Annotated in this window: 25 protein-coding genes; 15 read left to right on the top strand and 10 right to left on the bottom strand. The window is 54.0% G+C overall.

Annotated elements, in window-relative coordinates; translation table 11 throughout:
- Positions 1 to 28 precede the first annotated feature (28 nt).
- Entirely contained in the window at positions 29 to 2479 is a 2451-nt protein-coding gene (gene fadE / locus BLT77_RS14040) for an acyl-CoA dehydrogenase FadE (protein WP_090366467.1), read from the top strand.
- A 163-nt stretch (positions 2480 to 2642) separates the two neighbouring features.
- Here the strand turns inward: fadE and BLT77_RS14035 are convergent, their stop codons facing one another.
- Positions 2643 to 3509 carry a flagellar protein MotY gene (locus BLT77_RS14035; RefSeq protein ID WP_090366464.1) on the bottom strand — a complete coding sequence of 289 codons (867 nt, stop codon included), beginning with the start codon at positions 3507 to 3509 and terminating at the stop codon, positions 2643 to 2645.
- Positions 3510 to 3653: 144 nt separating this feature from the next.
- Here BLT77_RS14035 and rnt point away from each other — a divergent pair, with 144 nt between their 5' ends.
- The 3 genes from rnt to BLT77_RS14020 all read left to right on the top strand — a co-directional run bounded on the left by rnt (position 3654) and on the right by BLT77_RS14020 (position 7324).
- Positions 3654 to 4331 (top strand): ribonuclease T, encoded by a 678-nt coding sequence (gene rnt, locus BLT77_RS14030; RefSeq protein ID WP_090366461.1) that lies wholly within the window; start codon positions 3654 to 3656, stop codon positions 4329 to 4331.
- A 237-nt stretch (positions 4332 to 4568) separates the two neighbouring features.
- On the top strand, positions 4569 to 5495 hold the full coding sequence (locus BLT77_RS14025; RefSeq protein ID WP_176819317.1) for a sensor domain-containing diguanylate cyclase: 927 nt from the start codon (positions 4569 to 4571) through the stop codon (positions 5493 to 5495).
- Between the two features lie 503 nt (positions 5496 to 5998).
- Positions 5999 to 7324 (top strand): Na+/H+ antiporter family protein, encoded by a 1326-nt coding sequence (locus BLT77_RS14020; protein WP_090366456.1) that lies wholly within the window; start codon positions 5999 to 6001, stop codon positions 7322 to 7324.
- A 59-nt stretch (positions 7325 to 7383) separates the two neighbouring features.
- On the opposite strand, the gene BLT77_RS14015 is transcribed toward BLT77_RS14020, so the two are convergent.
- The gene (locus BLT77_RS14015; protein ID WP_090366454.1) at positions 7384 to 7722 is read right to left on the bottom strand and encodes a Grx4 family monothiol glutaredoxin; all 339 of its coding nucleotides are present in this window, start codon (positions 7720 to 7722) and stop codon (positions 7384 to 7386) included.
- A 189-nt stretch (positions 7723 to 7911) separates the two neighbouring features.
- Here BLT77_RS14015 and sodB point away from each other — a divergent pair, with 189 nt between their 5' ends.
- The 4 genes from sodB to BLT77_RS13995 all read left to right on the top strand — a co-directional run bounded on the left by sodB (position 7912) and on the right by BLT77_RS13995 (position 13911).
- Positions 7912 to 8496, top strand: coding sequence for a superoxide dismutase [Fe] (gene sodB, locus BLT77_RS14010; protein ID WP_090366451.1), 585 nt, complete (start codon positions 7912 to 7914; stop codon positions 8494 to 8496).
- Between the two features lie 664 nt (positions 8497 to 9160).
- Positions 9161 to 11095, top strand: a complete 1935-nt coding sequence (locus BLT77_RS14005; protein WP_090366448.1) for a PrkA family serine protein kinase — start codon at positions 9161 to 9163, stop codon at positions 11093 to 11095.
- An 18-nt stretch (positions 11096 to 11113) separates the two neighbouring features.
- Entirely contained in the window at positions 11114 to 12382 is a 1269-nt protein-coding gene (locus tag BLT77_RS14000) for a YeaH/YhbH family protein (RefSeq protein ID WP_090366445.1), read from the top strand.
- A gap of 23 nt (positions 12383 to 12405) precedes the next feature.
- Positions 12406 to 13911: a SpoVR family protein gene (locus tag BLT77_RS13995; RefSeq protein WP_090366442.1), complete on the top strand. Its 1506-nt coding sequence runs from the start codon at positions 12406 to 12408 to the stop codon at positions 13909 to 13911.
- 56 nt (positions 13912 to 13967) lie between these two features.
- Here BLT77_RS13995 and fadR read toward each other — a convergent pair whose 3' ends face one another.
- Positions 13968 to 14678, bottom strand: coding sequence for a fatty acid metabolism transcriptional regulator FadR (gene fadR / locus BLT77_RS13990; RefSeq protein WP_090366439.1), 711 nt, complete (start codon positions 14676 to 14678; stop codon positions 13968 to 13970).
- Between the two features lie 307 nt (positions 14679 to 14985).
- Between fadR and nhaB the strand changes: the two genes are divergently transcribed.
- Positions 14986 to 16578: a sodium/proton antiporter NhaB gene (gene nhaB / locus BLT77_RS13985; RefSeq protein ID WP_090366437.1), complete on the top strand. Its 1593-nt coding sequence runs from the start codon at positions 14986 to 14988 to the stop codon at positions 16576 to 16578.
- Between the two features lie 89 nt (positions 16579 to 16667).
- The gene (gene dsbB / locus BLT77_RS13980) at positions 16668 to 17219 is read left to right on the top strand and encodes a disulfide bond formation protein DsbB (RefSeq protein WP_090366434.1); all 552 of its coding nucleotides are present in this window, start codon (positions 16668 to 16670) and stop codon (positions 17217 to 17219) included.
- A gap of 66 nt (positions 17220 to 17285) precedes the next feature.
- Here the strand turns inward: dsbB and BLT77_RS13975 are convergent, their stop codons facing one another.
- The 4 genes from BLT77_RS13975 to BLT77_RS13960 all read right to left on the bottom strand — a co-directional run bounded on the left by BLT77_RS13975 (position 17286) and on the right by BLT77_RS13960 (position 21840).
- A complete protein-coding gene (locus BLT77_RS13975) occupies positions 17286 to 19205 on the bottom strand; it encodes a methyl-accepting chemotaxis protein (RefSeq protein WP_090366432.1) in 1920 nt (639 codons plus the stop codon).
- A 749-nt stretch (positions 19206 to 19954) separates the two neighbouring features.
- Complete coding sequence (locus tag BLT77_RS13970) at positions 19955 to 20413, bottom strand: YcgN family cysteine cluster protein (protein ID WP_090366429.1); 459 nt, start codon at positions 20411 to 20413, stop codon at positions 19955 to 19957.
- A gap of 152 nt (positions 20414 to 20565) precedes the next feature.
- The gene (locus BLT77_RS13965) at positions 20566 to 21534 is read right to left on the bottom strand and encodes a lytic murein transglycosylase (RefSeq protein WP_090366427.1); all 969 of its coding nucleotides are present in this window, start codon (positions 21532 to 21534) and stop codon (positions 20566 to 20568) included.
- A gap of 18 nt (positions 21535 to 21552) precedes the next feature.
- On the bottom strand, positions 21553 to 21840 hold the full coding sequence (locus tag BLT77_RS13960) for a YcgL domain-containing protein (protein ID WP_028112368.1): 288 nt from the start codon (positions 21838 to 21840) through the stop codon (positions 21553 to 21555).
- Positions 21841 to 21963: 123 nt separating this feature from the next.
- On the opposite strand from BLT77_RS13960, the gene minC reads away from it, so the two are divergent.
- From minC to minE, 3 genes are read left to right on the top strand one after another with little or no spacing between them, the layout of a single operon-like run.
- The gene (gene minC, locus BLT77_RS13955) at positions 21964 to 22617 is read left to right on the top strand and encodes a septum site-determining protein MinC (RefSeq protein WP_090366424.1); all 654 of its coding nucleotides are present in this window, start codon (positions 21964 to 21966) and stop codon (positions 22615 to 22617) included.
- A 23-nt stretch (positions 22618 to 22640) separates the two neighbouring features.
- A complete protein-coding gene (gene minD, locus BLT77_RS13950; RefSeq protein ID WP_090366421.1) occupies positions 22641 to 23453 on the top strand; it encodes a septum site-determining protein MinD in 813 nt (270 codons plus the stop codon).
- Positions 23453 to 23710, top strand: a complete 258-nt coding sequence (minE, locus tag BLT77_RS13945) for a cell division topological specificity factor MinE (protein WP_028112365.1) — start codon at positions 23453 to 23455, stop codon at positions 23708 to 23710. Before minD ends, minE begins: the two co-directional genes overlap by 1 nt.
- A gap of 33 nt (positions 23711 to 23743) precedes the next feature.
- On the opposite strand, the gene smrA is transcribed toward minE, so the two are convergent.
- Complete coding sequence (gene smrA, locus BLT77_RS13940; RefSeq protein ID WP_090366418.1) at positions 23744 to 24325, bottom strand: DNA endonuclease SmrA; 582 nt, start codon at positions 24323 to 24325, stop codon at positions 23744 to 23746.
- 199 nt (positions 24326 to 24524) lie between these two features.
- Between smrA and BLT77_RS13935 the strand changes: the two genes are divergently transcribed.
- The gene (locus BLT77_RS13935; RefSeq protein WP_090366416.1) at positions 24525 to 25082 is read left to right on the top strand and encodes a YybH family protein; all 558 of its coding nucleotides are present in this window, start codon (positions 24525 to 24527) and stop codon (positions 25080 to 25082) included.
- The gene (locus BLT77_RS13930) at positions 25079 to 25537 is read left to right on the top strand and encodes a YchJ family protein (protein ID WP_090366413.1); all 459 of its coding nucleotides are present in this window, start codon (positions 25079 to 25081) and stop codon (positions 25535 to 25537) included. Before BLT77_RS13935 ends, BLT77_RS13930 begins: the two co-directional genes overlap by 4 nt.
- A 72-nt stretch (positions 25538 to 25609) precedes the next feature.
- On the opposite strand, the gene BLT77_RS13925 is transcribed toward BLT77_RS13930, so the two are convergent.
- Positions 25610 to 25894 carry a DUF406 family protein gene (locus BLT77_RS13925; RefSeq protein ID WP_090366410.1) on the bottom strand — a complete coding sequence of 95 codons (285 nt, stop codon included), beginning with the start codon at positions 25892 to 25894 and terminating at the stop codon, positions 25610 to 25612.
- 91 nt (positions 25895 to 25985) lie between these two features.
- Entirely contained in the window at positions 25986 to 26477 is a 492-nt protein-coding gene (locus BLT77_RS13920; RefSeq protein WP_090366408.1) for a VC2046/SO_2500 family protein, read from the bottom strand.
- Between the last annotated feature and the right edge of the window lie 198 nt (positions 26478 to 26675).

Raw genomic sequence — 26675 nt, 5'->3', positions numbered from 1 at the left:
TCAGGCGGGTGACACAAGGAGAATTAACGTGACTACCCTAGTTTGGAGCATTGCCTCTATTGTGGTTTTAGGGGGGCTCATCTATAAACGTGCCTCGCTGACCCTATTCACCCTGGCGGCCGCAGCCGCCCTCGCTATCGGTTCCGGGCTCGGTATCGTTGGTACCCTGGCTTGGATTATCTTTGCCATCCTGTTCATTCCATTCAACGTCACCTCGCTGCGTCGATCCCTGCTGACCCAGCCGGCCCTGAGAGCATTTCGTTCAGTAATGCCAGAGATGTCGCAAACGGAAAAGGATGCCATTGAAGCCGGTACCATTTGGTGGGATGCGGACCTGTTCTCAGGTGCTCCAGACTGGAAAAAGATGCACAAAATCCCGGTGGCCCGCCTGACCGCTGAGGAGCAGGCGTTCCTCGACGGCCCGGTAGAGGAGGTTTCTCGCATGGTGAACGCCTTCCAGGTGTCCCACCAGGATGCGGATCTTCCGGAAGAGGTATGGCAGTACCTGAAAGACAACAAGTTCTTCGCAATGATCATTAAGAAGAAGTACGGCGGTCTTGAATTCAGCCCCTACGCCCAGTCCCAGGTTCTGCAAAAACTGGCCGGCGTCGATTCCGTTCTGGCGTCCACCGTAGGTGTACCAAACTCTCTGGGGCCCGGTGAGCTGCTGCAGCATTACGGTACCGAAGAGCAGAAAGACTACTACCTGCCCCGCCTGGCCGTTGGTCAGGAAGTGCCCTGTTTCGCCCTGACCAGCCCGGAAGCGGGTTCCGATGCCGGCTCCATTCCGGACTACGGTGTGGTCTGCAAAGGCGAGTGGGAAGGCAAAGAGGTTCTGGGCATGAAAGTGACCTGGAACAAACGCTACATCACCCTGGCGCCGGTGGCCACCGTATTGGGACTGGCATTTAAGCTGCGCGACCCGGATCACCTGCTCGGTGACGAAGAAGAGATTGGCATTACCTGTGCCCTGGTACCTACCGACATAGACGGCGTCATCATCGGCCGCCGTCACTTCCCGCTGAACACCATGTTCCAGAATGGTCCAACCCTGGGCAACGACGTGTTTATGCCGCTGGACTTCATCATCGGTGGCACCGAGATGGCTGGCAAAGGCTGGCGCATGCTGGTGGAGTGCCTGTCGGTCGGACGTGGCATCACCCTGCCCTCCAACTCCGCCGGTGGCATCAAGACCGTTGCCGCGGCAACCGGTTCCTATTCCCGTATCCGTCGTCAGTTCAAGACCCCCATCGGTAAGATGGAAGGCATTGAAGAGCCAATGGCCCGCATCGGCGGTAACGCCTATTTGATGGATGCGGTCAACGCCATGACCACCACCGCTTTGGGTCTGGGCGAGAAGCCGTCGGTGATCTCCGCCATCGTTAAGATGCACCTGACCGATCGCATGCAAAGATGCATCATCGACGCCATGGACATCCACGGTGGTAAAGGGGTCTGCCTGGGTCCCGATAACTACCTGGGGCGTGGTTACCAAGGCGCCCCCATTGCCATTACCGTGGAAGGGGCCAATATTCTGACCCGCTCTCTGGTGATCTACGGCCAGGGTGCCATTCGCTGCCACCCCTATGTACTGAAAGAGATGGAAGCGGCTTTCGATAAAGATCCGAATCGCAGCCTCAATGAGTTTGATGGCGCCGTCTGGGGCCACGTCGGCTTTGTGTTCACTAACTTCGTTCGCAGCTTCTGGCTGGGCCTGACCGGCAGTCGCTTCTCCAGCGCGCCTTACTCCGACGCAACCAAGCGGTACTATCAGCACATGAACCGCTTCAGTGCCAACCTGGCCCTGCTGTCGGATCTGGCCATGGCTCTGCTGGGCGGTAATCTGAAGCGTAAAGAGCGCGTCTCTGCCCGCCTGGGTGATCTACTCAGTCAGCTGTATCTGGCCTCGGCCACCCTGAAGCGCTTCGAAGATGATGGTCGCCAAACCGACGACATCCCGCTGATGCAGTGGGCGGTCGAAGACAGCCTGCACAAGCTGCAGCTGTCCCTGGATGAACTGTTGGACAACTTCCCCGCCTTTGGCGGCCTGCTGAAGTTCATCATGTTCCCGTTCGGCAAACCGATAAAGCGTCCGTCTGACAAGCTGGACCATAAGATCGCCAAGATCCTGCAAACGCCGTGTGCCGCCCGGGATCGCCTGATTGCTGGTCAATGGCTGGAAGCGCACCCGAACAACCCCATCGGCCGTCAGGAGCAGACCCTGCGCAACATCCTGGCCGCCGAGCCGCTGTTCGACAAAGTCTGCAAAGCCGCCGGCAGCCGCCTGCCCTTCTGGAAGCTGCATGAAGTGGCCGACAAGGGCCTGGAGTTGAATGTACTGACCGAAGAGGAAGCGCAGTTGCTGCGTGATGCCGAAACGGGTCGACTGGAAACCATCAACGTGTCTGACTTCGATTCTGAAGAGCTCAAGGCTCAGAAGGTCGATCATGAACCGGCCAGTCCAGTCCAGGCAGCCTAGCCCCCTCGGCTGTCTGACTCCTAACCCCGGCCTGATGCCGGGGTTTTTTTATCTCTTCGGCCGGCTCAGGAGCGGCCTTACTCGCCCGCGGCGCTCGTTATCCCGACCGGGCACAAAAAAGGCGACCCTGAGGTCGCCCTTTGTTCTCTTGCCTGAACCCCAATCAACGCTCCATGCGAATCACTACCCGACGGTTCTGAGCCCGGCCGCGGCTGCTGACGTTAGTCGCAATATGGCGCTTCTCCCCATGCCCCTGGCTGACAATGCGATCGTCCTCAATGCCGGCATCCACAAAAAACTGACGCAACTTATCGGCCTGCTCATTACTGATGGCCATGTTGGTGTCTTCGGAGCCGAAGCTGTCGGTATAGGCGTCGATCAGCACCAACTCCAAGGTTGGATCGTAAGCCAAAAACTCTCGGATACGACTCAGCTTACGACGGGAATCAGAGGTGAGTTTGCCATTTTTATCACGGAAGTTCAGTACCGTGAAAGCGATGTCCTCAAAGCTGTACGGCAGCAGGCTATCGATGCAGGAGACAAACTCAAAGTAGCTGTTTTGAAAATTAGCCGAGTTCAGCGACACCGCCACCTGATCAAAGGGGTTGTACCAGTCCTGATAAAAAAACGTCGGCTGCATCCCCTGCTCCAGCTCCGTCAACATCACCCAGGCTGCCTGCTTGGGCACCTCGGCATCGTACTGAGCCTGATAGGTAACCGAGACGATGTCTCGAGCGGGCACGCCGGGCCGCCAGGAGGGAGCCACCGAACGCAGGCTGGCACGGGTTGCCCGCTCCGGTTTACGTTTCATCTGCAACACAAACCCCAGGTCGGTAGAGCGACCAGCCTTACTGTTAAAAACGGCGGTACCGAAGTTGGGAATCGTGTGCTTCAAGGTGCACTGCAAAGGGGTCGAAGTTGCCAGGCTCCAGTGAGATTGCTCAATGGACGCAACGTAGTTCCTCACTCCCGCGTAAGCGGAGCAAGAAAGCAAAGCTGAAATGATGGCAACGCCTCTTTTTAACTGCATCCACATGTCCTGAACTGTCTCGTCTACACCCTGTATCGGCCGAGCCAAAATAAGCTTTAGGCTATTCTGTAACCACTTAAAGCTTTTGCATTATCGCTGAGCTTTGCGATAATTGCGCCCCCAAAATGATTCAAAGCTAGCGGCATGACCACAACCAATCCAGAAAACTTACTTGTAAACCGTTTCCGAGGCTATTTCCCAGTGGTCATTGATATTGAAACCGCTGGCTTCAATGCTCAGACCGATGCGGTTCTCGAAATCGCGGCAGTGATGCTGGAGATGGATGCCGACGGCTGGCTGAAACCGGCCCAGAGCCTGCAGTTCAACATCGAACCCTTTGAAGGCGCAAATCTCGAGCCTGCGGCGCTGGAGTTTAATGGCATCGATCCCCACAATCCACTGCGTGGTGCCGTTTCCGAGAAAGAAGCCCTGCATGAGATTTTCAAAGCGGTTCGCAAAGCCCAGAAAAAAGCCGGCTGCCACCGCTCCATCGTGGTGGCCCATAACGCCGCCTTCGACAACGGTTTTCTGAATGCCGCCATTAGCCGTTGTGGCATCAAACGCGTGCCTTTCCACCCCTTTGCCACCTTTGATACCGCCTCACTCTCGGGCCTGGCGTTAGGCCAGACTGTGCTGGCCAAAGCGTGCCGCACCGCCGGCGTTGAGTTCGACAATAAACAGGCCCACTCGGCCTTGTACGACACCGAACGCACCGCAGAGCTGTTTTGCCACATCGTGAACAAGTGGAAGTCCTTGGGGGGATGGCAGGTGCCTGAAGAAAATATCAAACAGGCTGAACGCACTGATTCAAATCAAGAATAACTAATATAAAGACGACCCGAACGGCGCCGGATCCCAAATTCGCGATCAAGATCACACTCAATGGCACCACTCATGACTTCAAGTTAGCAAGAGTTGTAACTTTTTGAATGAAATACGGTTACAATATGACCGTGTAAGGGAAGTCAAAGCAGCAGTTAATCAATGAGTGCGACACTATTATTAGAAGCCCACAGAGGCCTGAATGAAGCACTCCGTCAGCTCGCCTTAGGCTGTGGAGTGAAAAAGACCCTGTATAACCTGATCGAACTGGCTGAAAACATCATGCCTCAGATCAGGGTCTCTATCCTCAGCTACGATCCCGTCGAGCAGACACTGAATACGCTTGCTGCCCCCAACCTTCCGGAAGAGTACAACCAGGCCATTGACGGCGTCCGCGTTGGCCCCACGGTAGGCAGTTGCGGCAAAGCCGCCTTCTACAAAGAATCGGTGTTCACCGAGAATGTCGAACAGGATCCCAACTGGCAGACCTTCCTGCCCCTGGCACAGATGGCCCGGGTTCAAGCCTGCTGGTCGGTGCCGATTCTATCCAGCCGCGGCAATCTGCTCGGTACCTTCGCGTTTTATCACGATCAACCCAAAGCCGCCTCCGAGTACGACACTGAATTTATGACACTGGTCTCCTCAGTAGCGTCGGTGGCCATCGAAAAAGATGAGATCGAGCGTGAGCTCTACTACGCCGCCACCCACGACGCCCTCACCGGTGTCGCCAATCGCCACCAGTTCTGTTGTCAACTGGATAACCTGCTGGCGGCGGCCAAGCGACACCAAACCCCGCTGGCGCTGTATTACATCGACATCAATAATTTTAAGAAACTGAACGACAATTTTGGCCACAGTTTTGGGGATAAAGTGCTGATTAAGGTCGCCACGGCGCTGAAATCACTCTGCCGTGACATGGATGTGGTTGGCCGCCTGGGGGGCGATGAGTTTGTGCTGATGTGCCCGCTGAAACACAAAAGCGACGCCGATACCATCCACACCCGGCTGCTGTTTGCCTTGCAGCAAAACCTGCAGATTGAGCAGATCGATGTAGTGGCCAGCATTGGCCGGGCCCTGTGGTTCAGTGACAACCCGCTGCCGGCGGAGCAGTTGATCGCCGACGCCGATCAAGCCATGTACCGCAATAAGCTCAACTTCAAATGACAACAGGCGCCAATGCTGCCATCTTCAATGGCAGTGCTACGTCAGAGCGTTATGACCGAGCAAAGAGTCGATGGACACACCAATCCCCCACACCCCGTCTGCTTGAACTCATCGAGGCAGGCGAGCAAACTCCGACGGGCACACTAAAATCAAACCAAGAGGGTGAAAGAACACCGTCGACGGTTGATTGACAATAGCCTGGCTCAACCTGAAATTCTCAACGGCCCTCGAATAGACACCGGCGTGACTCTCCATGCCGGTGAGGTATGCTAAACCTGCCCTGGTATAGAGTTAAGGAAATGCCGAGATTAATACGCCCGGTCACCTTAACGTATGCCAAGACACCCTGGCAGTGACATCCAGCAAATTGCGTCTCAGCCGTTCCGGATGTGTATCACACATTCGCAGTTGACCAGAACATTTGTCTGGACTCTTGCCCACAGGCACTGAAAATGGTTCACTCGCCCAAAATTTAGCAATCAACAAAATAGGTAATTATAAAAATGAATGCCGTTGTCATCGCGGTACTCCTGGTATTGGCATTAAGCCTTGCCAGAGTCAACGTGATCATCGCACTGACCGTCAGTGCTCTCGTTGCCGGACTCATGGGTAACATGGATCTGGCCTCGACCATCGATGCCTTCAACTCCGGCCTCGGCGGCGGTGCCACCATCGCTCTGGGTTATGCCCTGTTGGGTGCCTTTGCGGTCGCCTTGTCCCATACCGGCATCCCTGACAGCCTGTCCCGCGCCATCGTCGGCCGCCTCGGCGGTAATCCGGACTCCGGTGCCGTCACTGGCGTCAAATACTCTCTGCTGGTAGCCATTCTGCTGATGGCGGTAGCCTCGCAGAACGCTGTGCCTATCCATATCGCCTTTATTCCGATTCTGATCCCGCCGCTGTTGGGTGTCTTCAACAAGCTGAAACTGGATCGACGCCTGATTGCCTGTGTCATCACCTTTGGCCTGGTCACCACCTACATGGTGCTACCGGTAGGCTTTGGTGGCATCTTCCTCAAAGACATCCTGATGGCCAACCTGGTGAGTAACGGCCTCAACATGCAGGCCAGCGACTTGATGGGTGCCATGAGCATTCCGGCACTGGGCATGGTCTTTGGTCTATTAACAGCCATATTCTTCAGTTATCGCAAACCGCGTGAATACGCCGATCAGGAGCTGGACGGCAGTGCTCATGTCGAACACCAACCCATCAGCGGTCAACGCATCGCCATCGTAGTGCTGGCCATCGCCTCGACCCTGGGCATTCAGCTGTACACCGACTCAATGATCTTCGGCGCACTGGCCGGCTTTGTGGTATTGAACCTGGGCGGAATGGACAAGGGGATCAGCAGCCACGACGTATTCACCCAAGGGGTACGCATGATGGCCACCGTAGGCTTTATTATGATTGCCGCCGCGGGTTTTGCCGAGGTGATTAAGGCCACCGGTGAGGTACCGGCACTGGTTGACTCGGTCCGCAACCTCATTGGCAACAACAAAGCCATGGCCGCCTTCCTGATGCTGCTGGTGGGGCTGTTCATCACCATGGGCATCGGCTCCTCCTTCTCCACCATTCCGATCATCGCCGCCATCTATGTGCCACTGGCCATGGGCTTTGGCTTTTCGGTGGCCGCCACCATCGCCCTGGTGGGCACCGCCGCCGCCCTGGGAGATGCAGGCTCTCCGGCTTCAGACTCCACTCTGGGCCCAACCGCCGGCCTCAACGCCGACGGTCAGCACGACCATATTTGGGACTCCGTAGTTCCTACCTTCCTGCACTACAACCTGCCGTTGCTGGCCTCTGGTTGGGTTGCAGCCATGGTGCTGTAATCACCCACGCAGTAAAAAGGGCGCCATTCGGCGCCCTTTTTAGTATTCGGTCAAACACCTTACTCGGCGTCTTCCTTCTTGTACTTTGCTGCAGTTTCCGCGACCAGAGACTGAAGTTCACCTTTTTGAGCCATCTCCATGATGATGTCACAGCCACCGATCAGCTCACCCTCTACCCATAGCTGAGGGAAGGTTGGCCAGTTGGCGAACTTAGGCAGTTCAGTGCGAATGTCAGGGTTTTGCAGAATATCAACATAGGCAAATGCCTCTCCGCAGTTAACCAGGACCTGAGAAGCCTGAGCGGAAAAACCACAGCTCGGCAGCTTGGGAGAGCCTTTCATGTACAGGATGATTGGGTTTTCGGCGATTTGGGATTTAATCTTGTCTAGGGTTTCCATGGTTACCACGTTTGGTAGTGATCTTGATCCTCATTCTATAAAAAGTGCAACGAAACCCCAATGTATTTTTTCGATGGCCCCGGCCAATTCAATCAATTGATAACATGATGCACGTCACAAGTTAAGCGAGTACAATAGCTAGCATACGGAACAAAAACCAACAGCTAAACAGCTAAATGGAGAACGCAAATGGCATTCGAACTACCTGCCCTTCCTTATGCTAAGGACGCGCTAGAACCTCACATTTCTGCCGAAACCCTGGATTTTCACCATGGTAAGCACCACAACACCTATGTGGTCAAGCTGAACGGCCTGATTGAAGGTACCGAGTTTGCCGGTAAGTCTTTGGAAGATATTGTAAAATCTTCCACTGGTGGGGTGTTCAACAACGCCGCCCAGATCTGGAACCATACCTTCTACTGGCACTGTCTGGCTCCGAATGCTGGCGGTGCGGCCACCGGCGCCATCGCCGACGCCATTAACGCCAGCTTTGGCTCTTTCGAAGAGTTCAAAGCCAAGTTTACCGATTCCGCCATCAATAACTTCGGCTCCAGCTGGACCTGGTTGGTGAAAAACGCCGACGGCAGCCTGGCCATCGTCAACACCAGCAATGCGGCAACGCCCTTGACCGAAGATGGCGTTACACCACTGTTGACTGTCGACCTGTGGGAACACGCCTACTACATCGACTACCGCAATGTTCGTCCAGACTACATGAAGGGCTTCTGGGCCCTGGTAAACTGGGACTTTGTGAACCAGAACTTCGGCGCCTAAGCCGTAGACCTCTGATACCGAAAGGGAGCCTTATGGCTCCCTTTTTTCGTTGCTGAGGCTTAATGGTTGACGCCAGCGACGTCCATTGCGACTCGCCTAGCCGATTTAAGAAGAGGTCAGGATCACCCGATACCCAACCGGGCATGCATCATACTGATTGGCCACACTGCCACTGCTCCAGCGAATGGTTGCCACGCCACTTGGCGCAAGTAGAGACCATCTCGAACGAGGCGCGTTCCACAACGGCTGGATCATCACGGCACTTCCTATGCCCCCACCGGTGTGACTCCAGCAAAGCAATTATTTGAAATAATTGGAATTTCACACAAACCAACATTGTAAATCAATAAAAACTACAAGAGCCTAATATTCAGGCATTTTTTTCTTACTCCTACCCCGTCATCACGCTGCAGTCGAATAAAAAAAAGCCAATCCCTCGACGCTGGTGTGCGTATAAAGATGAAACCGCGGTGCGAAAGCCAGGGTCTTATAGGTATAGGCTGGTTGACACCGGACATTCAACGGGAAAACCGATTAAATATTTCATCTTAAAAATCTAAGGTTTGCTGTTCACTCTCGAAATATAGGGTCTACGCTTAAATCTGGGAAACGGGATGAAATCCAACTCCGCAGGGACAGCTAATCTGGATTCAGGGGGAGAGACATGACTATTTTTCAGCACTATCAACAGCGTTACGAACAGACGCGCGACGAAGAGATGAGCATTCAGGATTATCTCCAGTTGTGCAAAAAGGACCCCAGCGTCTACAGCAGCGCGTCAGAGCGGCTGTTGCTGGCCATTGGTGAGCCGCAGATGATCGACACCGCCCAGGATCCGGCGTTATCGAGAATTTTTTCCAACCGGGTCGTGCCGCGCTATCCGGCGTTTTCTGAATTTTACGGCATGGAGGAGGCCATCGAACAGATCGTTGCCTACCTCAAACACGCCGCCCAGGGGCTGGAGGAGTCCAAACAGATTCTGTACCTGCTGGGCCCGGTGGGGGGTGGTAAATCCTCACTGGCCGAAAAACTGAAGAAGTTGATGTCCAAGATTCCGATCTACGTCCTCGCCGCTAACGGACAGCGCAGTCCGGTTAACGACTCCCCTTTGTGTCTGTTCGATCTCGAAGAGGACGGCAGCATCCTGCAGGACGAATACAACATCAACAAACGTTACCTGCGTACCATCATATCCCCCTGGGCAGCCAAACGGTTGCACGAATTCGGCGGCGACATCAGTAAGTTCAAAGTGGTCAAGGTCTACCCATCAATTCTGGATCAGTTGGCCATCGCCAAAACTGAGCCTGGGGACGAAAATAACCAAGACATCTCGTCTCTGGTCGGTAAAGTCGACATTCGGCAACTGGAGCACTTTGCCCAGGACGACGCCGATGCTTACGCCTACTCTGGCGCCCTGTGTAAGGCAAACCAGGGGATGATGGAGTTTGTGGAGATGTTTAAAGCGCCCATCAAGGTGCTGCACCCTCTTCTGACTGCCACCCAGGAAGGCAACTACAACGGCACCGAAGGCCTGTCGGCACTGCCTTTCAATGGCATCATCCTGGCGCACTCCAACGAATCGGAGTGGCAGACTTTCCGCAACAACAAGAACAATGAAGCCTTCTTGGATCGGGTCTACATCGTCAAGGTGCCTTACTGCCTACGCGTATCCGAAGAGAAAAAGATCTATGAAAAGTTACTGGATAATTCCGACCTGAGTGATGCTCAATGTGCCCCGAGCGTACTGGACATCCTGTCTCAGTTCAGCGTGTTGTCCCGCCTTAAAGACCCGGAAAACTCCTCCATCTACTCCAAGATGCGGGTCTACGATGGCGAAACCCTGAAAGACACTGACCCTAAGGCCAAGTCCCATCAGGAGTACAAGGATTATGCTGGCGTGGATGAGGGCATGAACGGCCTGTCGACCCGCTTCGCCTTTAAGATTCTTTCCCGGGTGTTTAACTTTGACCACAGTGAAGTGGCAGCCAACCCGGTGCACCTGTTTTATGTACTGGAAAAACAGATCGAGCGGGAGCAGTTCCCTCAGGATCAGGCCGAGAGGTACCTCGAGCACCTGAAAGGCTACCTGATTCCCAAATACGTCGAGTTCATTGGCAAAGAGATACAGACCGCGTATCTGGAGTCCTACTCCGAGTATGGCCAGAACATCTTTGACCGCTACGTCACCTACGCCGACTTCTGGATTCAGGATCAGGAGTACCGGGATCCGGAGACCGGACAGTTGTTTGACCGCGGCGCCCTGAATGCCGAGCTGGAGAAGATTGAAAAACCCGCAGGCATCAGCAACCCGAAGGATTTCCGAAACGAAATCGTCAACTTTGTGTTGCGCGCACGAGCCAACAACTCAGGCAAGAACCCGGCCTGGGTCAGCTACGAAAAGCTGCGCACCGTTATCGAGAAGAAGATGTTCTCCAACACCGAAGATCTGCTACCGGTGATCTCATTCAACACCAAAACCTCGGCCGATGAGCAGCAAAAACACGACGATTTTGTCGACCGGATGATGGAGAAAGGCTACACCCGGAAACAGGTGCGGCTGCTGTCCGAATGGTACCTGAGGGTACGCAAGTCATCCTAGAGCGGCGGGAGGAAGTCTATGACGCACTTCATCGATAAGCGCCTCAACAATAAAGGAAAGAGCACCGTTAATCGGCAGCGCTTCCTGCGCCGCTATAAGCGGCAGATTAAGCAGGCCGTATCCGACGCCGTCACTAACCGCAGTGTCACCGATGTCGACAGTGGGGAGCGCATCAGCATCCCCACCAAAAACATTTCCGAGCCGGTGTTCCACATCGGCAAGGGGGGAGACCGGCGCATGGTTCACCCCGGCAACGATCAGTTTCAACGGGGCGATCGCATCGAACGTCCGCCCCAGGGCGGGGGTGGCGGTGCCGGTCAGGGCCAGGCGTCCAACAGCGGCGAGGGGGCAGACGATTTCGTGTTTGAAATCTCCCGGGATGAGTATCTGGACATCCTGTTTGATGATCTGGCGCTGCCCAACCTTAAGAAGAACAACTTCGACAAGATGGTGGAGTTCAAAACCGTTCGTGCCGGCATCACCTCCGAAGGCATTCCGGCCAACATTCACATCGTACGCTCACTCAGAGAATCGCTGGCACGGCGTACCGCCATGACCGCCGGTAAACGCCGGGCGCTGAAACAGGCACAAGCCAGATTGCAGCAACTGACCGACACACCAGGGTCCAGCACCGAAGAGATTCGTGCACTGCAGGAGGAGATCGAACTGCTGGAACAGAAGATTGGCAAGGTGCCCTTTATTGACACCTTCGATCTCAAGTACAACAACTACACCAAGCGCGCGGTGCCCACCTCCAAGGCAGTAATGTTCTGCCTGATGGATGTGTCCGGCTCGATGGACCAGGCCACCAAAGATATCGCCAAACGCTTCTACATTCTGTTGTACCTGTTTCTGACCCGCACCTACAAAGAACTGGACGTAGTGTTTATCCGTCACCACACCCAGGCCAAGGAGGTGGATGAGCATGAATTCTTCTACAGCCAGGAAACAGGCGGCACCATAGTGTCCAGCGCACTGAAATTGATGGCGGAGATTCAGAAGGAGCGCTACCCGGCCGATCAGTGGAACATCTACGCCGCCCAGGCCTCGGATGGTGACAACTGGGCCGACGACTCGCCGCTGTGCCGGCAGATCCTCGACGATGCCCTGCTGCCGCTATGCCGCTATTTTACCTACATCGAAATCACCAACAGGGCGCACCAGACCCTGTGGCGGGAATATGAATCCCTGGTCGGTGCGCACCCCCACTTTGCCCTGCAACACATTCGCTCGGTAGAAGACATCTTCCCGGTCTTCAAAGAGCTATTCAAAAAGCAGCCGGCCTGAGTTCTGGATTAAGGGGATCGCCTATGAGCAAAAAGACCGTGTTATCGGACGGACCAGACTGGACCTTTGAGCTTCTGGACCAGTATCACCAGGAGATTGAGCGCATCGCCGCTCTGTATCGGCTCGACACCTACCCCAATCAGATTGAGGTGATCTCTGCCGAGCAGATGATGGATGCCTATGCCAGCGTCGGCATGCCCATCGGCTACTCCCATTGGACCTTCGGTAAGAAATTCATCGATACCGAACGCAACTACAAGCGGGGGCAGATGGGGCTGGCCTATGAGATCGTCATTAACTCCAACCCCTGCATCGCCTATCTGATGGAGGAGAACACCATCACCATGCAGGCATTGGTGATGGCACACGCCAGCTACGGTCATAACAGCTTCTTCAAGGGCAACTACCTGTTTCAAACCTGGACCGATGCCGACTCCATCATCGATTATCTGGTGTTTGCCAAAAACTACATCAGCGACTGCGAAGAGCACCACGGCATCGATGCGGTAGAGGAGATCCTCGACTCCTGCCACGCCCTGATGAATTTCGGTGTCGACCGTTACAAACGGCCGGCGGAGATCTCGCTGCGCGAAGAGCGTCAGCGCCAGAAAGAGCGCGAAGCCTACCTGCAGTCCCAGGTCAACGACCTGTGGCGTACCCTGCCCGCCTCACCGACGGAGCAGACCGATCAGCAGGAGTCCCGCTTTCCGTCCGAGCCACAGGAAAACCTGCTCTACTTCATCGAGAAGAACGCACCATTGCTGGAACCCTGGCAACGGGAAGTGGTTCGCATCGTGCGAAAGATTGCACAATACTTCTATCCGCAAAAACAGACCCAGGTGATGAACGAAGGCTGGGCCACGTTCTGGCACTACACCATCATGAATCACCTGTATGACGAAGGCTTAGTCACCGAGCGCTTCATTATGGAGTTTCTGCTCAGCCACACCAATGTGATAATGCAACCGGAGTACAACAGCCCCTACTACAGTGGCATCAACCCCTATGCTCTGGGATTTGCCATGTTTCAGGACATTCGCCGCATCTGCGAATCCCCGGATGAAGAAGACAAGCGCTGGTTCCCGGAGATCGCCGGCAGCGACTGGCTCGATACCCTGCACTTCGCCATGAACAACTTCAAGGATGAAAGTTTCATCTCCCAGTATCTGTCACCCAAAGTAATGCGCCAGTTTAAACTGTTTACGGTTCAGGATGACGATCGCAAGAGCTATCTGGAAGTGGGGGCCATTCATAATGATGAGGGCTACCGCGAACTGCGGCAAAACCTATCGGCACAGTATAACCTGTCGAACCTGGAGCCCAATATTCAGGTGTGGGATGTCAAGATTCGTGGTGACCGCTCCCTGACTCTGCGCTACCTGCCTCAAAGCCGGGCTCCCCTGGCAGACAGCAAGGATGAGGTGATGAAGCACCTGCACCGGCTCTGGGGCTTCGACGTGTACCTGGAGGAGGAGCGGGATAACGGCAGTACCGAGATCATAGGTCGTTGCCAAACCAAAACCGACTGAGGTCGTTCCGGCCAAAAAAAAAGCCCGCTTCTGCGGGCTTTTTTAATCGACTCTCACTATTCGGCAATGTCTTTCGGCATGTCTGCCCGAATGTGCAACCACAGCTTACCGGACTCGATACCGTACTTACGTACCAGTGCCGGCACCGAATCGGCATCGCCATTTTCGGCACAGGTCAGCAGATCCTGATAGAACTCTCTGGCCAGAACCCGGGCCGGCTCATGGCTAAAGTAGTAACGACCAACTCGACTGTAAAGGCTACGGAAGCCATTCAGAATAAGAGCATAGATCGGGTTGTCAGACGACATCGCCAACGAGTGGTTGAGGTTGTAATCGTAGTCGGCAAAAGCGCCGGCTTCGTCTTCAACATCCACCAACTGCGACAGCACCTCTTGGGCGCGCACCGGGTTGTAGCGAATGGCCCCTCGAATGTAGATGGCGCTGATGTTGGTCCGGGCCGACAGCAGTTGATCCATCAAATCCGGTACACCGTCCTGATCCAGACGGGCGATGGTTTCCAGAATATTCAGTCCGGAGGTTTCCCAGAAGTTATTCACTCGAGTGGGCTTGCCGTGCTGAATGGTTAACCAACCATCACGAGCCAGACGTTGCAACACCTCTCGCAGCGTGGTCCGGGTTACCCCAATTAACTCGGACAATTCACGCTCAGCAGGGAGGATGGTCCCCGGCGCGAACTTGTTGTTCCAGATAGATTTTACGATATATTCTTCGGCAAAACCTGCTGGACTCTGCGCTTTTATTATCATAGTCACTGGTGCCTTACGACTTTTGAACGATTTTTAATTCAACCATCTTAGCAAATAAAGCCTGAATTCAAAAATGAGATCCAATCCCCAAATATTTACCCAAATTGACCTCGTCCACAGCTTTCACGACCTGTTTGCTGGATCTGCAGCCAGATTAACTGTAAAAAACTGGTCGAACCTTAGCATTCTCAGAAATCGATAAACAATTTTGATATTAAATGTCAGTTAACCTTATCTCCAATAACGAGTATGATCGTCCGTCTGAGTGCGACAAAATCGAAAAATATACAAATAAGAGAGGAAAGCTATGGCACTAAGTTTACGCCAAGCCTTTTTTCATAACTTCCTAGGCCAGGCGCCTAAGTGGTATAAGCTAGCAATCATCGCGTTTTTGATCATCAACCCCATACTGTTCGCAATCGATCCGTTTGTTGCAGGCTGGGTGCTGGTCATTGAATTCATCTTTACCCTTGCAATGGCACTGAAGTGCTACCCGCTCCAACCCGGTGGCCTTCTGGCCATTGAAGCCGTCGCCATAGGCATGGCTTCACCGGCAACGGTTCTGCATGAACTGGAAGCCAACCTTGAAGTGATTCTGCTGTTGATCTTCATGGTCGCCGGCATCTTCTTCATGAAACAGTTGTTGCTGTTTATCTTTACCAAACTGGTGACTAAAGTTCGCTCCAAGGCCTTGCTGTCACTTGCTTTCTGTTTCTTCTCCGCGTTCCTGTCTGCCTTCCTTGATGCACTGACAGTAATTGCGGTAATCATCAGTGTGGCGGTGGGTTTCTACACCATCTACCACAAAGTGGCATCCGGCAAAGACTTCAATCAGAGCCACGACCACAACAACGATGAAGAGGAAAACCTCTGCAAAGACGACCTGGAGCAGTTCCGTGGCTTCCTGCGTAACCTGATGATGCACGCCGGTGTGGGTACTGCCCTTGGCGGTGTGTGCACCATGGTGGGTGAGCCTCAAAACCTGATCATCGCCGCCCAGGCCAACTGGCAGTTTGCTGAGTTTGTCGTGCGCATGATGCCGGTTACCATGCCGGTACTGATTGCCGGCCTGATGACCTGTTACCTGGTTGAGAGATTCAAAATTGTCGGTTACGGCGAGCAACTGCCGGATTCTGTTCGTAAAATTTTGGAAGATTACGCCGAGTACGAAGACAGCCGCCGCACCAACAAAGAACGCGCCCAGATGATCATTCAAGCGCTGGTAGGTGTCTGGTTGATCGTTGGCCTGGCGCTGCACCTGGCGGCCGTCGGCCTGATTGGTCTGTCGGTCATCATCCTGACCACCTCGTTCAATGGCATCATCGACGAACACTCCATCGGTAAAGCGTTTGAAGAGGCTCTGCCTTTCACCGCGCTGCTGGCGGTTTTCTTCTCCATTGTCGGCGTAATCATCGAGCAGGGGCTGTTTGCTCCGGTTATCGAATGGGTACTGACCTACAGCGGCAAAACTCAGGCGGTGATGTTCTTCATTGCCAACGGTTTGCTGTCCATGGTGTCTGATAACGTGTTCGTCGGCACCGTGTACATCAACGAAGTGAAGTCAGCACTGCTGGACGGTAAGATTACCCGTGACCAGTTCGACATGCTGGCGGTTGCCATCAACACCGGTACCAACCTGCCATCGGTTGCAACACCGAACGGCCAGGCAGCCTTCCTGTTTCTGCTGACCTCGGCACTGGCGCCCCTGATTCGCCTGTCTTACGGACGAATGGTGATTCTGGCACTGCCCTACACCATTGTGATGTCTGTGGTGGGCCTGGCGACCATTGAGTTTGGTTTGCTGGAGCACTTCACTGCCTACTTCTACGACATCGGCTGGATCGGCCATCACACCGTCGCCGAAGCCGCAGCCAACGCTATGGGTGTCTCAGGACATTAAACGATAACTATTTTCAAATAGTTGTTGCGATATCAAATAAACGCCTCCACAATCGGAGGCGTTTTTTTGATGTGTAGTAAGGACCACCAATGCTGACCCAGGCTCAACAATTCACCACTCAACGCCGCAGCTGGTTGCTGCTGGCAGGCTCTGCGTTGCTGTTAGAGCTGATAGCCCTGTTTTTCCAGCATATTCTTGAACTTAAGCCCTGTGTTTACTGCATCTACGTACGCATCGCCGTGTTGGCGTTGATGGCCGTCTCGCTGATCACCGCCATTGCGCCAACCTCTCTCTGGATGCGTCGCTTCGGCTTTCTCGGCTGGGCCGGCGCCAGTGCCTGGGCCCTGTCGCTGAACCTGACCCTTCACGCCAAGCAGACCGCACCGCCAACCCTGTTTGGTTCAACCTGCGATGCCATTCCCAACTTCCCCGCATGGGCGCCGCTGCATGAATGGTTGCCATCGTTGTTTATGCCGACCGGCGATTGCAGTGACTCCCCCTGGTCCTTCCTCGGCTTTTCCATGGCCCAGTGGCTGATTGCCGTCTTCAGTGTACACCTGCTATTGTGCCTGCTGTTCTGGCTGAGCAGTCTGAAAAAAAGTGCTTCCAACAGCGAATGCTGTGGCGGCGGCTGCCACTAACTCAGGCACGCAGAATAAAAAAAGACCACGCTAAGCGTGGTCTTTTTCATTCATTATCGAAAATGACTAATCCAGTTTAAATCGACCAACGACGCCCATCAACTGAGTATTAATCGCGGCCAGACTGTTGGTTTCATCCAGGGTCTTATTACCACTCTCTGACAGCCTCAGTACCATCTCCCTGATGGCAGCCATATTACGGCTGATCTCCTGGGACACACTACTCTGCTCTTCCGCCGCCGTCGCGATCTGAGAGCTGAGATCATTGATGTCGCGAACGAAGTTACTCATGGTTTCCAGACTATGGGACACCTCTTTGGCACCATTGGCGGTCTCTTCACAGGTTTTACGGGTCCCCGCCATGGCCGATACCACCGTCTGGGATCCCTGCAACAACACCGCCAGAGCGGATTCAATCTCTGCAGTGCTCTGCTGAGTCCGGCCCGCCAGTGCTCGTACCTCATCGGCCACCACCGCAAAACCCCGCCCTTGCTCACCGGCCCGGGCAGCCTCAATGGCCGCATTGAGCGCCAGCAGGTTAGTCTGATCGGCAATCTCGCCAATCACCGTCAAAATGGCGTTGATGTTCTGAGTTTCATCGCTCATGTTCTGAATGTTGTCGGCGGTAACATCCACCTCTCCCACCAGGGCAGAGACATTGCTTTGCGCCTGGGTCACGATCAACTTGGACTCTTCACCGGCCCGATTGGCTTCCTCAGTAAACTGGGCCGCCTCGGCAGCGCTGGATGCCACCGTTTCCGCGGTGGTATTCAGTTCCTCCATGGCCGTCACCACCTGATCGGTTTCCGACATATGGCCGGCCAGGGTAGATTCGTTCTCTTCCGCTTGCGCCTTAAGCACTTCCACACCATGGGCCAACTGGCCACTGGCTTGACGAACTTCCAGCATCATGGTTTGCAGTGACCCGACCATGGTGTTGATGCCCTGCGCTATCTGGCCGAGATCGTCGTGGGAGTTGACCTGCATTCGCTGGGTCAAATCACCCTCACCTTCAGCCAAGTCCAATACCCGCTCTTTCAGGGCGATGATAGGACGATACTGGCGCTGTAACATCACCACCAGCACAAGAGCCGATACCAGTATGCTGATAATGGCTGTAATGATGGCAGTTCGGTTGGCGTCGGATACCGCCGCAAACGCCACCTCCTCCTCAACGGCGATCAGGAAGAACCACTGCTTCCCCCCCGGTAACTCGATCCGCTTGGAGATCACCAGCTTATCGATTCCATTTAAACTGTAATTCGAAAACAGTTGCTCACTGGCCAGCACTTGGGATGCCCGCTCCCCCAGACCCGGTACCGCCGATAGATTGGTCTGTAGCGGAGCAAACTGGGAGGTAGTACCAATAATGTTGCCGCTGGCTTCGGTGACAATGGCGATGGTGCCGTCAACGATATCCACCGCTTCAACAATATTGCTCAGTGTCGACATCGACAGACTGGCCGCCACCACCCCATCCCGGGTTCGCTTAACCATAGAAAGGTACGGCGTTGACGCACCATTGATGAAATAGACGTCGGTAACCTGGCTGTCGGCCCGCTGCCGCCCCAACTGATACCAACTGCGAGCCGTCACATCGGTGGCCAGCCGATCCAGTATGCCTCCCGGCCAACCCGGAAACGCCTGACTGGCATAACCGGCGCCGGATTCCATTCCTATCATCAATCCATCAATGCCGCTGATCTTCTCAGCATCCTGCAAGGTACGAAGGTAATATTCATCGGTTTTCCCCTTCGCCTGGTCAAAAATCTGCGCCAGCCCCTGCACCGCCCGGTCTCCCTGCTCGATAAAGCGACTGATCGACTCAGACTCACTGTTTACCGACTCCTGCATCGCGGTGCGCACCTGATGGCTGACCGCCTGCTGCAGGTTACGGGCCGAAATCACACTGGTGACCAGCAACGCCATCACCAGCAGTGACAGTGACAGCAACATCAAACTGGCCTTGAAACCTATTCCTTTCATATACAACTCATCCAACTAAAAAGAAGAACCCGAACCTGACCATTGGTAAAAGGAGCACTCTATGCTCTCTTATTGTAAAAACACATTTTCAAACAAACATCAAAAACATGATTCATGAATGAACCATGTAATTGAATATCTATTTATGCAATGACTGCAATTTGTCTTTGATATTCTTTTTGACGCCCTATAAACACTAAGGCTGTAATGTTTATTCTCATACTAAAGACTCCATCGCCAGACTTGTGAGCGAGTCGGTCTCCAGACGCTTTCGTATCGATCGCCCTTTCTGTCCCGCCCCTCGACACACCTAACACACCGAAGTAAATCAAAAGCTTAGCTAGAACTTAGGCTTGAGACTTCGATGGCAAAGGCTGCTGGTGAAACTCATAGCATGCAAACAGATCGCCATGACTTAGCACAGCGGCTGCATTAATAGCACAGAGCAATAATTAAAGTCACCCAGCAAAAGTTAAATATTAATGGCTGCACAACAATCTTATTCGACAGGATTTTCCCTACCGCAAAACCACCACAAATATCAAGGATGAAAAATTACGGTGACGAACGATCAATTAAATAGATCAGAATGATCATTTGGATCTATTTAATTGATTAAATATGAATATTTACTCTACTTAAAAGAGAAAGAATACCGTAGTTCTCATCAGTAACTCCTTGAGAATCTAAATCTGCCCCCATAAAAAAACGGCGTGCCTGAGCACGCCGTTTCTACTGTTAATACCTGCTTAATCTATCTCATCCAGCGGCCACAGCACGATGTAGCCGATTAAATCCGGATCCGGACCCACATGCAGTTCACTTAGCACCTTCCGGCGTACCGACATCCCCTGTTTGTGCATCTCAGATTTACTGCCGGTCAGCAACGGATGCCAGCTTGGCAGCCCCCTGCCCTCCTGCAGGCGCCGATAACTGCAGCTCGGCGGCAGCCATTCAATGGTGGCCACGTTTTCTGGTGTCACCTTATAACAGTCGGGCACCCATTCAAATCGGCGTTCATACTTCTGGCAATCGCAGGTCTTGTCGTTAAGCAGCTTGCAGGCCACATTGGTAAAATGGACCTCTTCGGTATCATCATCGATCAGCTTATTCAGGCAGCATTTGCCGCAGCCATCGCAGAGCGACTCCCACTCTTTTTCGGTCATATCCTGTAAAGGCTTATGCCAAAACGGCTGTTGTTCACTCACCAAACTACCTCTGTTTCTACTGCTACTGGAACGTCAGGCGCGGGATTATACCGGCAACAGCGCAGAATTTCATCCACAGGCAGACAAAGACAATGGTGCCAGACGGTACGGGCAGTGGTTCGCCGCCGGAACCGGCGGCGGAATCAGAAGAGTCAGTCGGAGAACTTAATACGGTCGGCAAGGTGACCCACGGCGGCAACGAAGTAGTGGCTTCGGTTCCAACGCATCAGGGCATCGTAGTTGGCGTAGGCCAGGTAGCTGCGCCCGTGGGCGTCGTCAGGCTGAACCAAAGAAGCCTTAATATCCCGGGTGGGAAGGTCGCTGCCATCGAACCGGCGCACGCCCATCTGCTGCCACTGGGCCAGGCTTTTCTTTACTTTCAGGCCTTTATCGACCTCCGCCACCGGCTCGGTCAACGACACCTGGCGGGCCCAGGTCAAATCGTCGTTCCATCCGACTTGCTTGAGGTAGTTGGCGGCCGAAGCGAACACATCGGCCTTATTGTTCCAGATGTCTTTCTTGCCATCACCATCGAAGTCCTGGGCATAAGCCAGAAATGAGGTCGGCATAAACTGGCATTGACCCATGGCGCCAGCCCAGGAGCCCTTCATATCACTGGCGCTAATGTGCCCCTGTTCCAGAATGGTCAAAGCGGCAAACAGCTGCTCTTTAAAGAAGGTTTCCCGACGGCCGTCGTAGGCCAGCGATGCGGTAGCGCCAATCACCGAGAAGTTACCGGTGTAGTTGCCAAAATTGGTTTCTATGCCCCACAACGCCACAATAAATCGTGGCTGTACGCCGTAGGCGTCGCCCACTTGTTGCAGCAATTCACGATTTTCATGTAACAGCTTTTTGGCCTTAGCCACTTTCCAGTCCGGCACGGCCTGAGGCAAATAGGTATCCAGGGTCTTTTTGAATTCTGGCTGATTCTTGTCCGCCTTGATGGCCCGTTTGTGCAACTTTATGCCGTCAAACGCCGCCTCGATGGTAGCGGCGCTGAACTCTTTTTGCGCCGCTTCCAGCTTAAGTTGCTCTACATACTGTTCGAAGTCGGGCTTCTCTGTTGCCTGAACCTGCAAGGCCGCGAACAGCGCTACCATGGTTAAACACTTAAGTTTCATCCTGTACCCCAGAGTTCGTTAAGAGTTATTCTGTTTCTCTTCAAGCCACGCCTTGTGGGTCTTGAGCAGATCCTCCTGCGGAGGAGGCAGTTGCAGATAGAAGCCTTGATCCTTGAGCGCCTGCTTAACCTTATCCAGATCCGCCTGAGCCAGTTGTTTGATCTTCGACAGCGGCACCACCATCACAAACTGCGGCTGACCAAAGGTATCCAACAATGCCTGTGGCACGTCGGAAAAGTCATCACGTTTATTGATGTAGAGGTAGGTCTCTGCCTTACGGTTACTTTTATAGATTGCACAAATCATTTGAATACTTAGAAAATAAGCCTGCGGCTTGCTTGCGTCGTGGTGCTTGCCACTATACCATGACCGCCACTAAAAAATAGCGTTCAACCGGCCTCTGTGCCGGGGTTTACGGGGAATCCACAGATGCAGCAGTCTGGCATCGACTTCACCAGTTCAAGTTTCACCCTGCCTGTATTAAAACTGTCCGGCACCACCCTGGCCGACATCGCGCATCAACTCAAGCAACACGTTCAGCACGCCCCGTCTCTGTTTGAAAACATGGCATTGGTGGCTGACCTCGATCGCGTTGACCCACGCATTGACCTGCTCGAGCTGATGCAGTTGATCCGGGACCACCGGCTTACCCCCTTGGGCATTCGCAACGCCCGCGACGCCCATAAAGTGCAGGCCAAATGCCACGGTATTGCCGTTTTGAATCCGTCCCGGGGAAGCGGTGGTACCGGTACCGCCACCAAGGTGGTTCGCCGCTCGGTACGCTCGGGTCAGCAGATCTATGCCCAGGGCGGCGACCTGCTGATCATCGGTTCGGTGAGCAACGGCGCCGAGGTGATTGCCGATGGCAGCATTCAGATCCTGGGAACCCTGAGGGGCCGTGCCATTGCCGGAGCCAACGGCCAGCACGATGCCTCCATCGTCTGCGCCAATCAGCAGGCGGAGCTGTTGTCCATCGGCGGCTACTTCTGGCTCACCGACCAGATAGATGAAGCCCATTGGCAGCAAGGCGTGATGGCCACCCAACAGCAAGGCCAGTTGACGCTGGACTCCATCAATTTCTAACCCAATTACGAGGATGTAGTGAAATGGCGAAGGTCATTGTTGTCACCTCCGGCAAAGGCGGCGTTGGTAAAACCACCAGTTGCGCCGCCATTGGCATGGGACTGGCCCAGGCGGGCCATAAAACCGTCATTATCGATTTTGACATCGGTCTGAGGAATCTGGACCTGGTCATGGGCTGCGAGCGCCGGGTGGTGTATGACTTTGTCAACGTCATTCAAGGTGAAGCCAATCTGAATCAGGCACTGATTAAGGACAAGCGATGCGACCGGCTGCACATTCTGCCAGCCTCGCAAACCCGCAATAAGGACGTGCTGACCCAGGACGGCGTGGCCAAAGTTTTAGAGCAACTCAAACAGGAGTTTGAGTTTATTATCTGCGACAGTCCGGCCGGCATTGAAAATGGCGCCATGATGGCGTTGTACTTTGCCGATGAGGCGATCATCACCACCAACCCGGAAGTCTCATCGGTTCGAGACTCAGACCGCATCATTGGCATGCTGCAAAGCAAGTCTCTGCGCGCCGAACAGAACCTGGAGCCGGTGGTGGAGCACCTGCTGCTGACCCGCTACAACCCGGCCCGGGTGGAAAGCGGCGAGATGTTGGCGGTGGCCGATATTGAGGAGATTCTGGCCATTCCCCTGCTTGGAATCATTCCCGAATCTCAAGCGGTATTAAAAGCCTCCAACGCCGGTAACCCGGTGATCATGGACGACCAATCCGATGCCGGTCAGGCCTATCAGGATACGGTTGCCCGCCTGCTGGGCGAAGTCCGGCCGATGCGCTTTACCCAAGTGGGAAAGAAAGGCCTGCTGAAACGCCTGTTTGGAGGGAAATGATGTCGATTCTGGATTACTTCCGCAAACAGGAACCGGCCAGCGCTAACCTGGCCAAAGACAGACTCAAGATCGTGGTCGCCCATGAACGGGCCCAGCGACAGGGGCCGGACTACCTGCCGGATCTGGAGCGAGACATTCTGCAGGTACTGGCTAAGTACGTCAGTGTCGATGCTGATAACGTTAAGGTACAGCTGGACAAAACCGACAACCAATGGGCGGTGCTGGAGCTCAATATCACCCTCCCCGACCACCAGTAACCACAAAGCCGGCAACCGCCGGCTTTGATTTCTCTAACGCTTCTGATGACGTTCGCGGTTGTCCGCTTTCTGTCGTTCGCCTTTCTTCAACAGCAGATAAACGGCGCCGGTGCCGCCATGGACTTTGAGTGCCGAGTGGAACGCCAGTACCTCACTGATCTGTGGCAACCAGTGGGCAACACAGCTTTTCAGCATCCCTTTCACCGGGCTCGATTGGCGTCCCTTACCGTGCAACACCAGCGCCGTACGAACCTCACAGCGCTGACAATCTTTAATAAACTGTAACAAAGTCTGTTTCGCTTCGACGACACTGTGTCCATGGAGATCCAGGCGTGCATCGATCTGATACTTTCCCAGACGCAGATTCTTGTACACCCCATGCTGGACACCATCGCGGGCAAAGCCAATCGGGTCATCAGGATCCACCAGCGTCATCGCCGCATCACTGACCCCATCCTGCTCACCACCGAAACAGGCCTCAGCCGCCTTGCGGCGGGCGATTTGGGCCTCTGAAGGCTTGCCGCTCCCACTCACAGCACAACGTTTATCCTGTTGCCCAATGGGTTTCACATCGGCCATCGCATTCAGAAACTCATCCATCTCGTTTGATTGCATAATAGCCTCCGCTTTTGTCGTGACTTTGTTAGTATACCGAATCCGTTTTAACGCTTCAGGTCATCGGTGGTTAACCGCCTAGCATTTGCTCAGAAGGGAAATTTCCCCGGGCTATGTCAAACTTTGTAATGGTTTCAACCTTTACGAAATTCAGTCTGACAGCGATAGTGAATTTGTGTAGAAAATGTGGAGCACCTGAGTGCGAGTTTTTACCCTGTTATTGGCATTATTGCTGACCGGCCCGGTCAGCGCACAAGAGGACGTCAACGGGGCCATCAACCGTATCTATGATGAGATCAGCGCAGCGTACAACAACCTGGACTCAGATACCTTGACTGGTTACTACAGTGACAACGCCTGCCTAATCAGCGCTTCCAAAGAGGAGGGGCTGCTTAATGGCCGTGGGGAAATTGCCGATGGCCTAGCCCACTGGTTCAAAAAAATCGAAAAACGCGGCGCCGAACTGAAAGTGCATTACCGAGTGGTCAATCGTCAGATCAGTGGCGATACCATCACTGACGCCGGCTACTATCTGGTGGTATACACACCGGATCACAGTACCGAACAACCGTCCAGCGAGTTTGTGGGTAAGTTCATTATGAGCTTCCAGCAGGACCAGGATAAGCAGTGGCGCATCATCAGTGATTCCGCCAACCGAACCCGGGTCGATCGCTTTACCAGCGCCCAGCGTCAAAAGGGGCTGTATTACAAAGAATACTCACCTTCTGCTTTGCCACAACAGGCCAACAGCAAATGAGCCGCTGTCAATGTGGCAGCAGCCAGGCGTATCGTTTCTGCTGCCAGCCGCTTCATTGCGGCGATGACCATGCCTCCTCCCCCGGACAGCTAATGCGTTCCCGTTACTGTGCCTTTGTCGAAGAGAAAGCCGAATACCTGCTTGCCACCCACCACCCGCAGTTTCGCGGGTCACTGACGGTGAAACAGCTGGCCGACAGTTGCCACGAAAGCGACTTTGTCGCCCTGCAAATCGTCGACGCCCCTGTGGCGACCACCGAGCAGGGTGAAGTGGAGTTCAAAGCCTGGTACCGACAGGGCAGTGAGATTATGGCACTGTGGGAGCGTTCCCGCTTTCAAAAGCTCGACGACCACTGGCATTACTGCGATGGCGATATTCGCCCCCCCTTAAAGCTGGGCCGCAATGATCCCTGCCCCTGCGGCAGTGGTAAAAAGGCCAAAAAATGTTGTCTCTGAATGCTTGATTTCAGCCACCATAAAAAAAAGAGTGCCTAGGCACTCCTTTTTCGTTGAGCGAGAAGCAGGCCGTTACGCCTGATCCATCTCAAAAATGATTCGCTCGGCGGCGCAACTGAAAATCAGTCGGCCTTTCATTTCGCCCTTGTCTGCGTCCCACTCGGTTTCACTGGTCACACTGTCACCGAAACGCGCCTGAGCCCGAGTCAGGTAATCACCAAAGAACGCCAGTGCAGCGGCTTCATCTTTTGCCTGAATAGGCAGAGTCAATACATTGTCGTCTTCAGCGATCATGGAACCGATGTCCAGATACACGCCACATGCATCGCACGCTACGTCTTGTTTCTCTGCACTCATCTATTACCTCAAGAATGATAGGGATTCGACTGAAATTATAGCCGCTGCTGAGCCTAAATGGGGGTGAGCAAGATCACAATCATCTCGCCCCTCAGGCAATTGCAGAGGCTTGAAGTCGCTGAGCTGCCAGCAGTTGATCCAGTGGCCAGCGGGCGGGCTGTTTGGCCGCATAGGCCTTGGTGGCTTTAGTGACAGATGGCGCACAGTTGTCGATGGCCACCTGTAGACCGTGATCACGTTTTCCCTGGTAGGTCAGGGCATCGGGAGCAAGACAATGCTGCAACCTGGACTGGCTCAGACCGGAGTTTTGAAATGCCGATGCGATCTCCACTCCGGCATCCGACTCCAGAAACTCCCGCTTCAGCACGGCCTCTTCCGGCAACTGAAATCGCTGGCGCAGATCCTGTTGTTCCGGCAACGCCGGTTTCGGCAGCTGAAACTCGCCATGCAGGCAGACGTCTTGCGACAACATGGCTAACATTAAGCCAAAGTCGCTTCGCCTTTCTGTTTGAATGGCCTGACTGAGGGAATCCCCCAATTGCCATTCATTGACCAGCACGGTCTCAACCTGCATAGAAAACATCCAAAAATCCTGAGTTCAGTCTCTTTATCGGCCTAACAACATAAAACTTTAGGAAAAAGTTGAACCAAGGGCTTTACACCTGCCAATGCTCTGATACTATAGCGCCGCACTTGTGGAGGGGCTCCAGATTGGCCCCAAAAGGTAACAGTGAGCAGACTTATCTGATTCCCTGGCCACACAAGCACCGTGTTAGATAGA

The sequence above is a fragment of the Ferrimonas sediminum genome, assembly GCF_900100175.1.
GTDB classification, from domain to species: domain Bacteria; phylum Pseudomonadota; class Gammaproteobacteria; order Enterobacterales; family Shewanellaceae; genus Ferrimonas; species Ferrimonas sediminum.
Note: the sequence above shows the minus strand (reverse complement) of the source record. Positions and strands in the feature narration are given on the sequence as shown.

Excerpts from the sequence above, each read along its gene's own strand:
- BLT77_RS14035 (WP_090366464.1), bottom strand. The coding sequence starts at position 3,509 with ATGCAGTTAAAAAGAGGCGTTGCCATCATTTCAGCTTTGCTTTCTTGC.
- rnt (WP_090366461.1), top strand. The coding sequence starts at position 3,654 with ATGACCACAACCAATCCAGAAAACTTACTTGTAAACCGTTTCCGAGGC.
- BLT77_RS14020 (WP_090366456.1), top strand. The coding sequence starts at position 5,999 with ATGAATGCCGTTGTCATCGCGGTACTCCTGGTATTGGCATTAAGCCTT.
- BLT77_RS14015 (WP_090366454.1), bottom strand. The coding sequence starts at position 7,722 with ATGGAAACCCTAGACAAGATTAAATCCCAAATCGCCGAAAACCCAATC.
- sodB (WP_090366451.1), top strand. The coding sequence starts at position 7,912 with ATGGCATTCGAACTACCTGCCCTTCCTTATGCTAAGGACGCGCTAGAA.
- BLT77_RS14005 (WP_090366448.1), top strand. The coding sequence starts at position 9,161 with ATGACTATTTTTCAGCACTATCAACAGCGTTACGAACAGACGCGCGAC.
- BLT77_RS14000 (WP_090366445.1), top strand. The coding sequence starts at position 11,114 with ATGACGCACTTCATCGATAAGCGCCTCAACAATAAAGGAAAGAGCACC.
- BLT77_RS13995 (WP_090366442.1), top strand. The coding sequence starts at position 12,406 with ATGAGCAAAAAGACCGTGTTATCGGACGGACCAGACTGGACCTTTGAG.
- fadR (WP_090366439.1), bottom strand. The coding sequence starts at position 14,678 with ATGATAATAAAAGCGCAGAGTCCAGCAGGTTTTGCCGAAGAATATATC.
- nhaB (WP_090366437.1), top strand. The coding sequence starts at position 14,986 with ATGGCACTAAGTTTACGCCAAGCCTTTTTTCATAACTTCCTAGGCCAG.
- dsbB (WP_090366434.1), top strand. The coding sequence starts at position 16,668 with ATGCTGACCCAGGCTCAACAATTCACCACTCAACGCCGCAGCTGGTTG.
- BLT77_RS13975 (WP_090366432.1), bottom strand. The coding sequence starts at position 19,205 with ATGAAAGGAATAGGTTTCAAGGCCAGTTTGATGTTGCTGTCACTGTCA.
- BLT77_RS13965 (WP_090366427.1), bottom strand. The coding sequence starts at position 21,534 with ATGAAACTTAAGTGTTTAACCATGGTAGCGCTGTTCGCGGCCTTGCAG.
- BLT77_RS13960 (WP_028112368.1), bottom strand. The coding sequence starts at position 21,840 with ATGATTTGTGCAATCTATAAAAGTAACCGTAAGGCAGAGACCTACCTC.
- minC (WP_090366424.1), top strand. The coding sequence starts at position 21,964 with ATGCAGCAGTCTGGCATCGACTTCACCAGTTCAAGTTTCACCCTGCCT.
- minD (WP_090366421.1), top strand. The coding sequence starts at position 22,641 with ATGGCGAAGGTCATTGTTGTCACCTCCGGCAAAGGCGGCGTTGGTAAA.
- minE (WP_028112365.1), top strand. The coding sequence starts at position 23,453 with ATGTCGATTCTGGATTACTTCCGCAAACAGGAACCGGCCAGCGCTAAC.
- smrA (WP_090366418.1), bottom strand. The coding sequence starts at position 24,325 with ATGCAATCAAACGAGATGGATGAGTTTCTGAATGCGATGGCCGATGTG.
- BLT77_RS13930 (WP_090366413.1), top strand. The coding sequence starts at position 25,079 with ATGAGCCGCTGTCAATGTGGCAGCAGCCAGGCGTATCGTTTCTGCTGC.
- BLT77_RS13925 (WP_090366410.1), bottom strand. The coding sequence starts at position 25,894 with ATGAGTGCAGAGAAACAAGACGTAGCGTGCGATGCATGTGGCGTGTAT.
- BLT77_RS13920 (WP_090366408.1), bottom strand. The coding sequence starts at position 26,477 with ATGTTTTCTATGCAGGTTGAGACCGTGCTGGTCAATGAATGGCAATTG.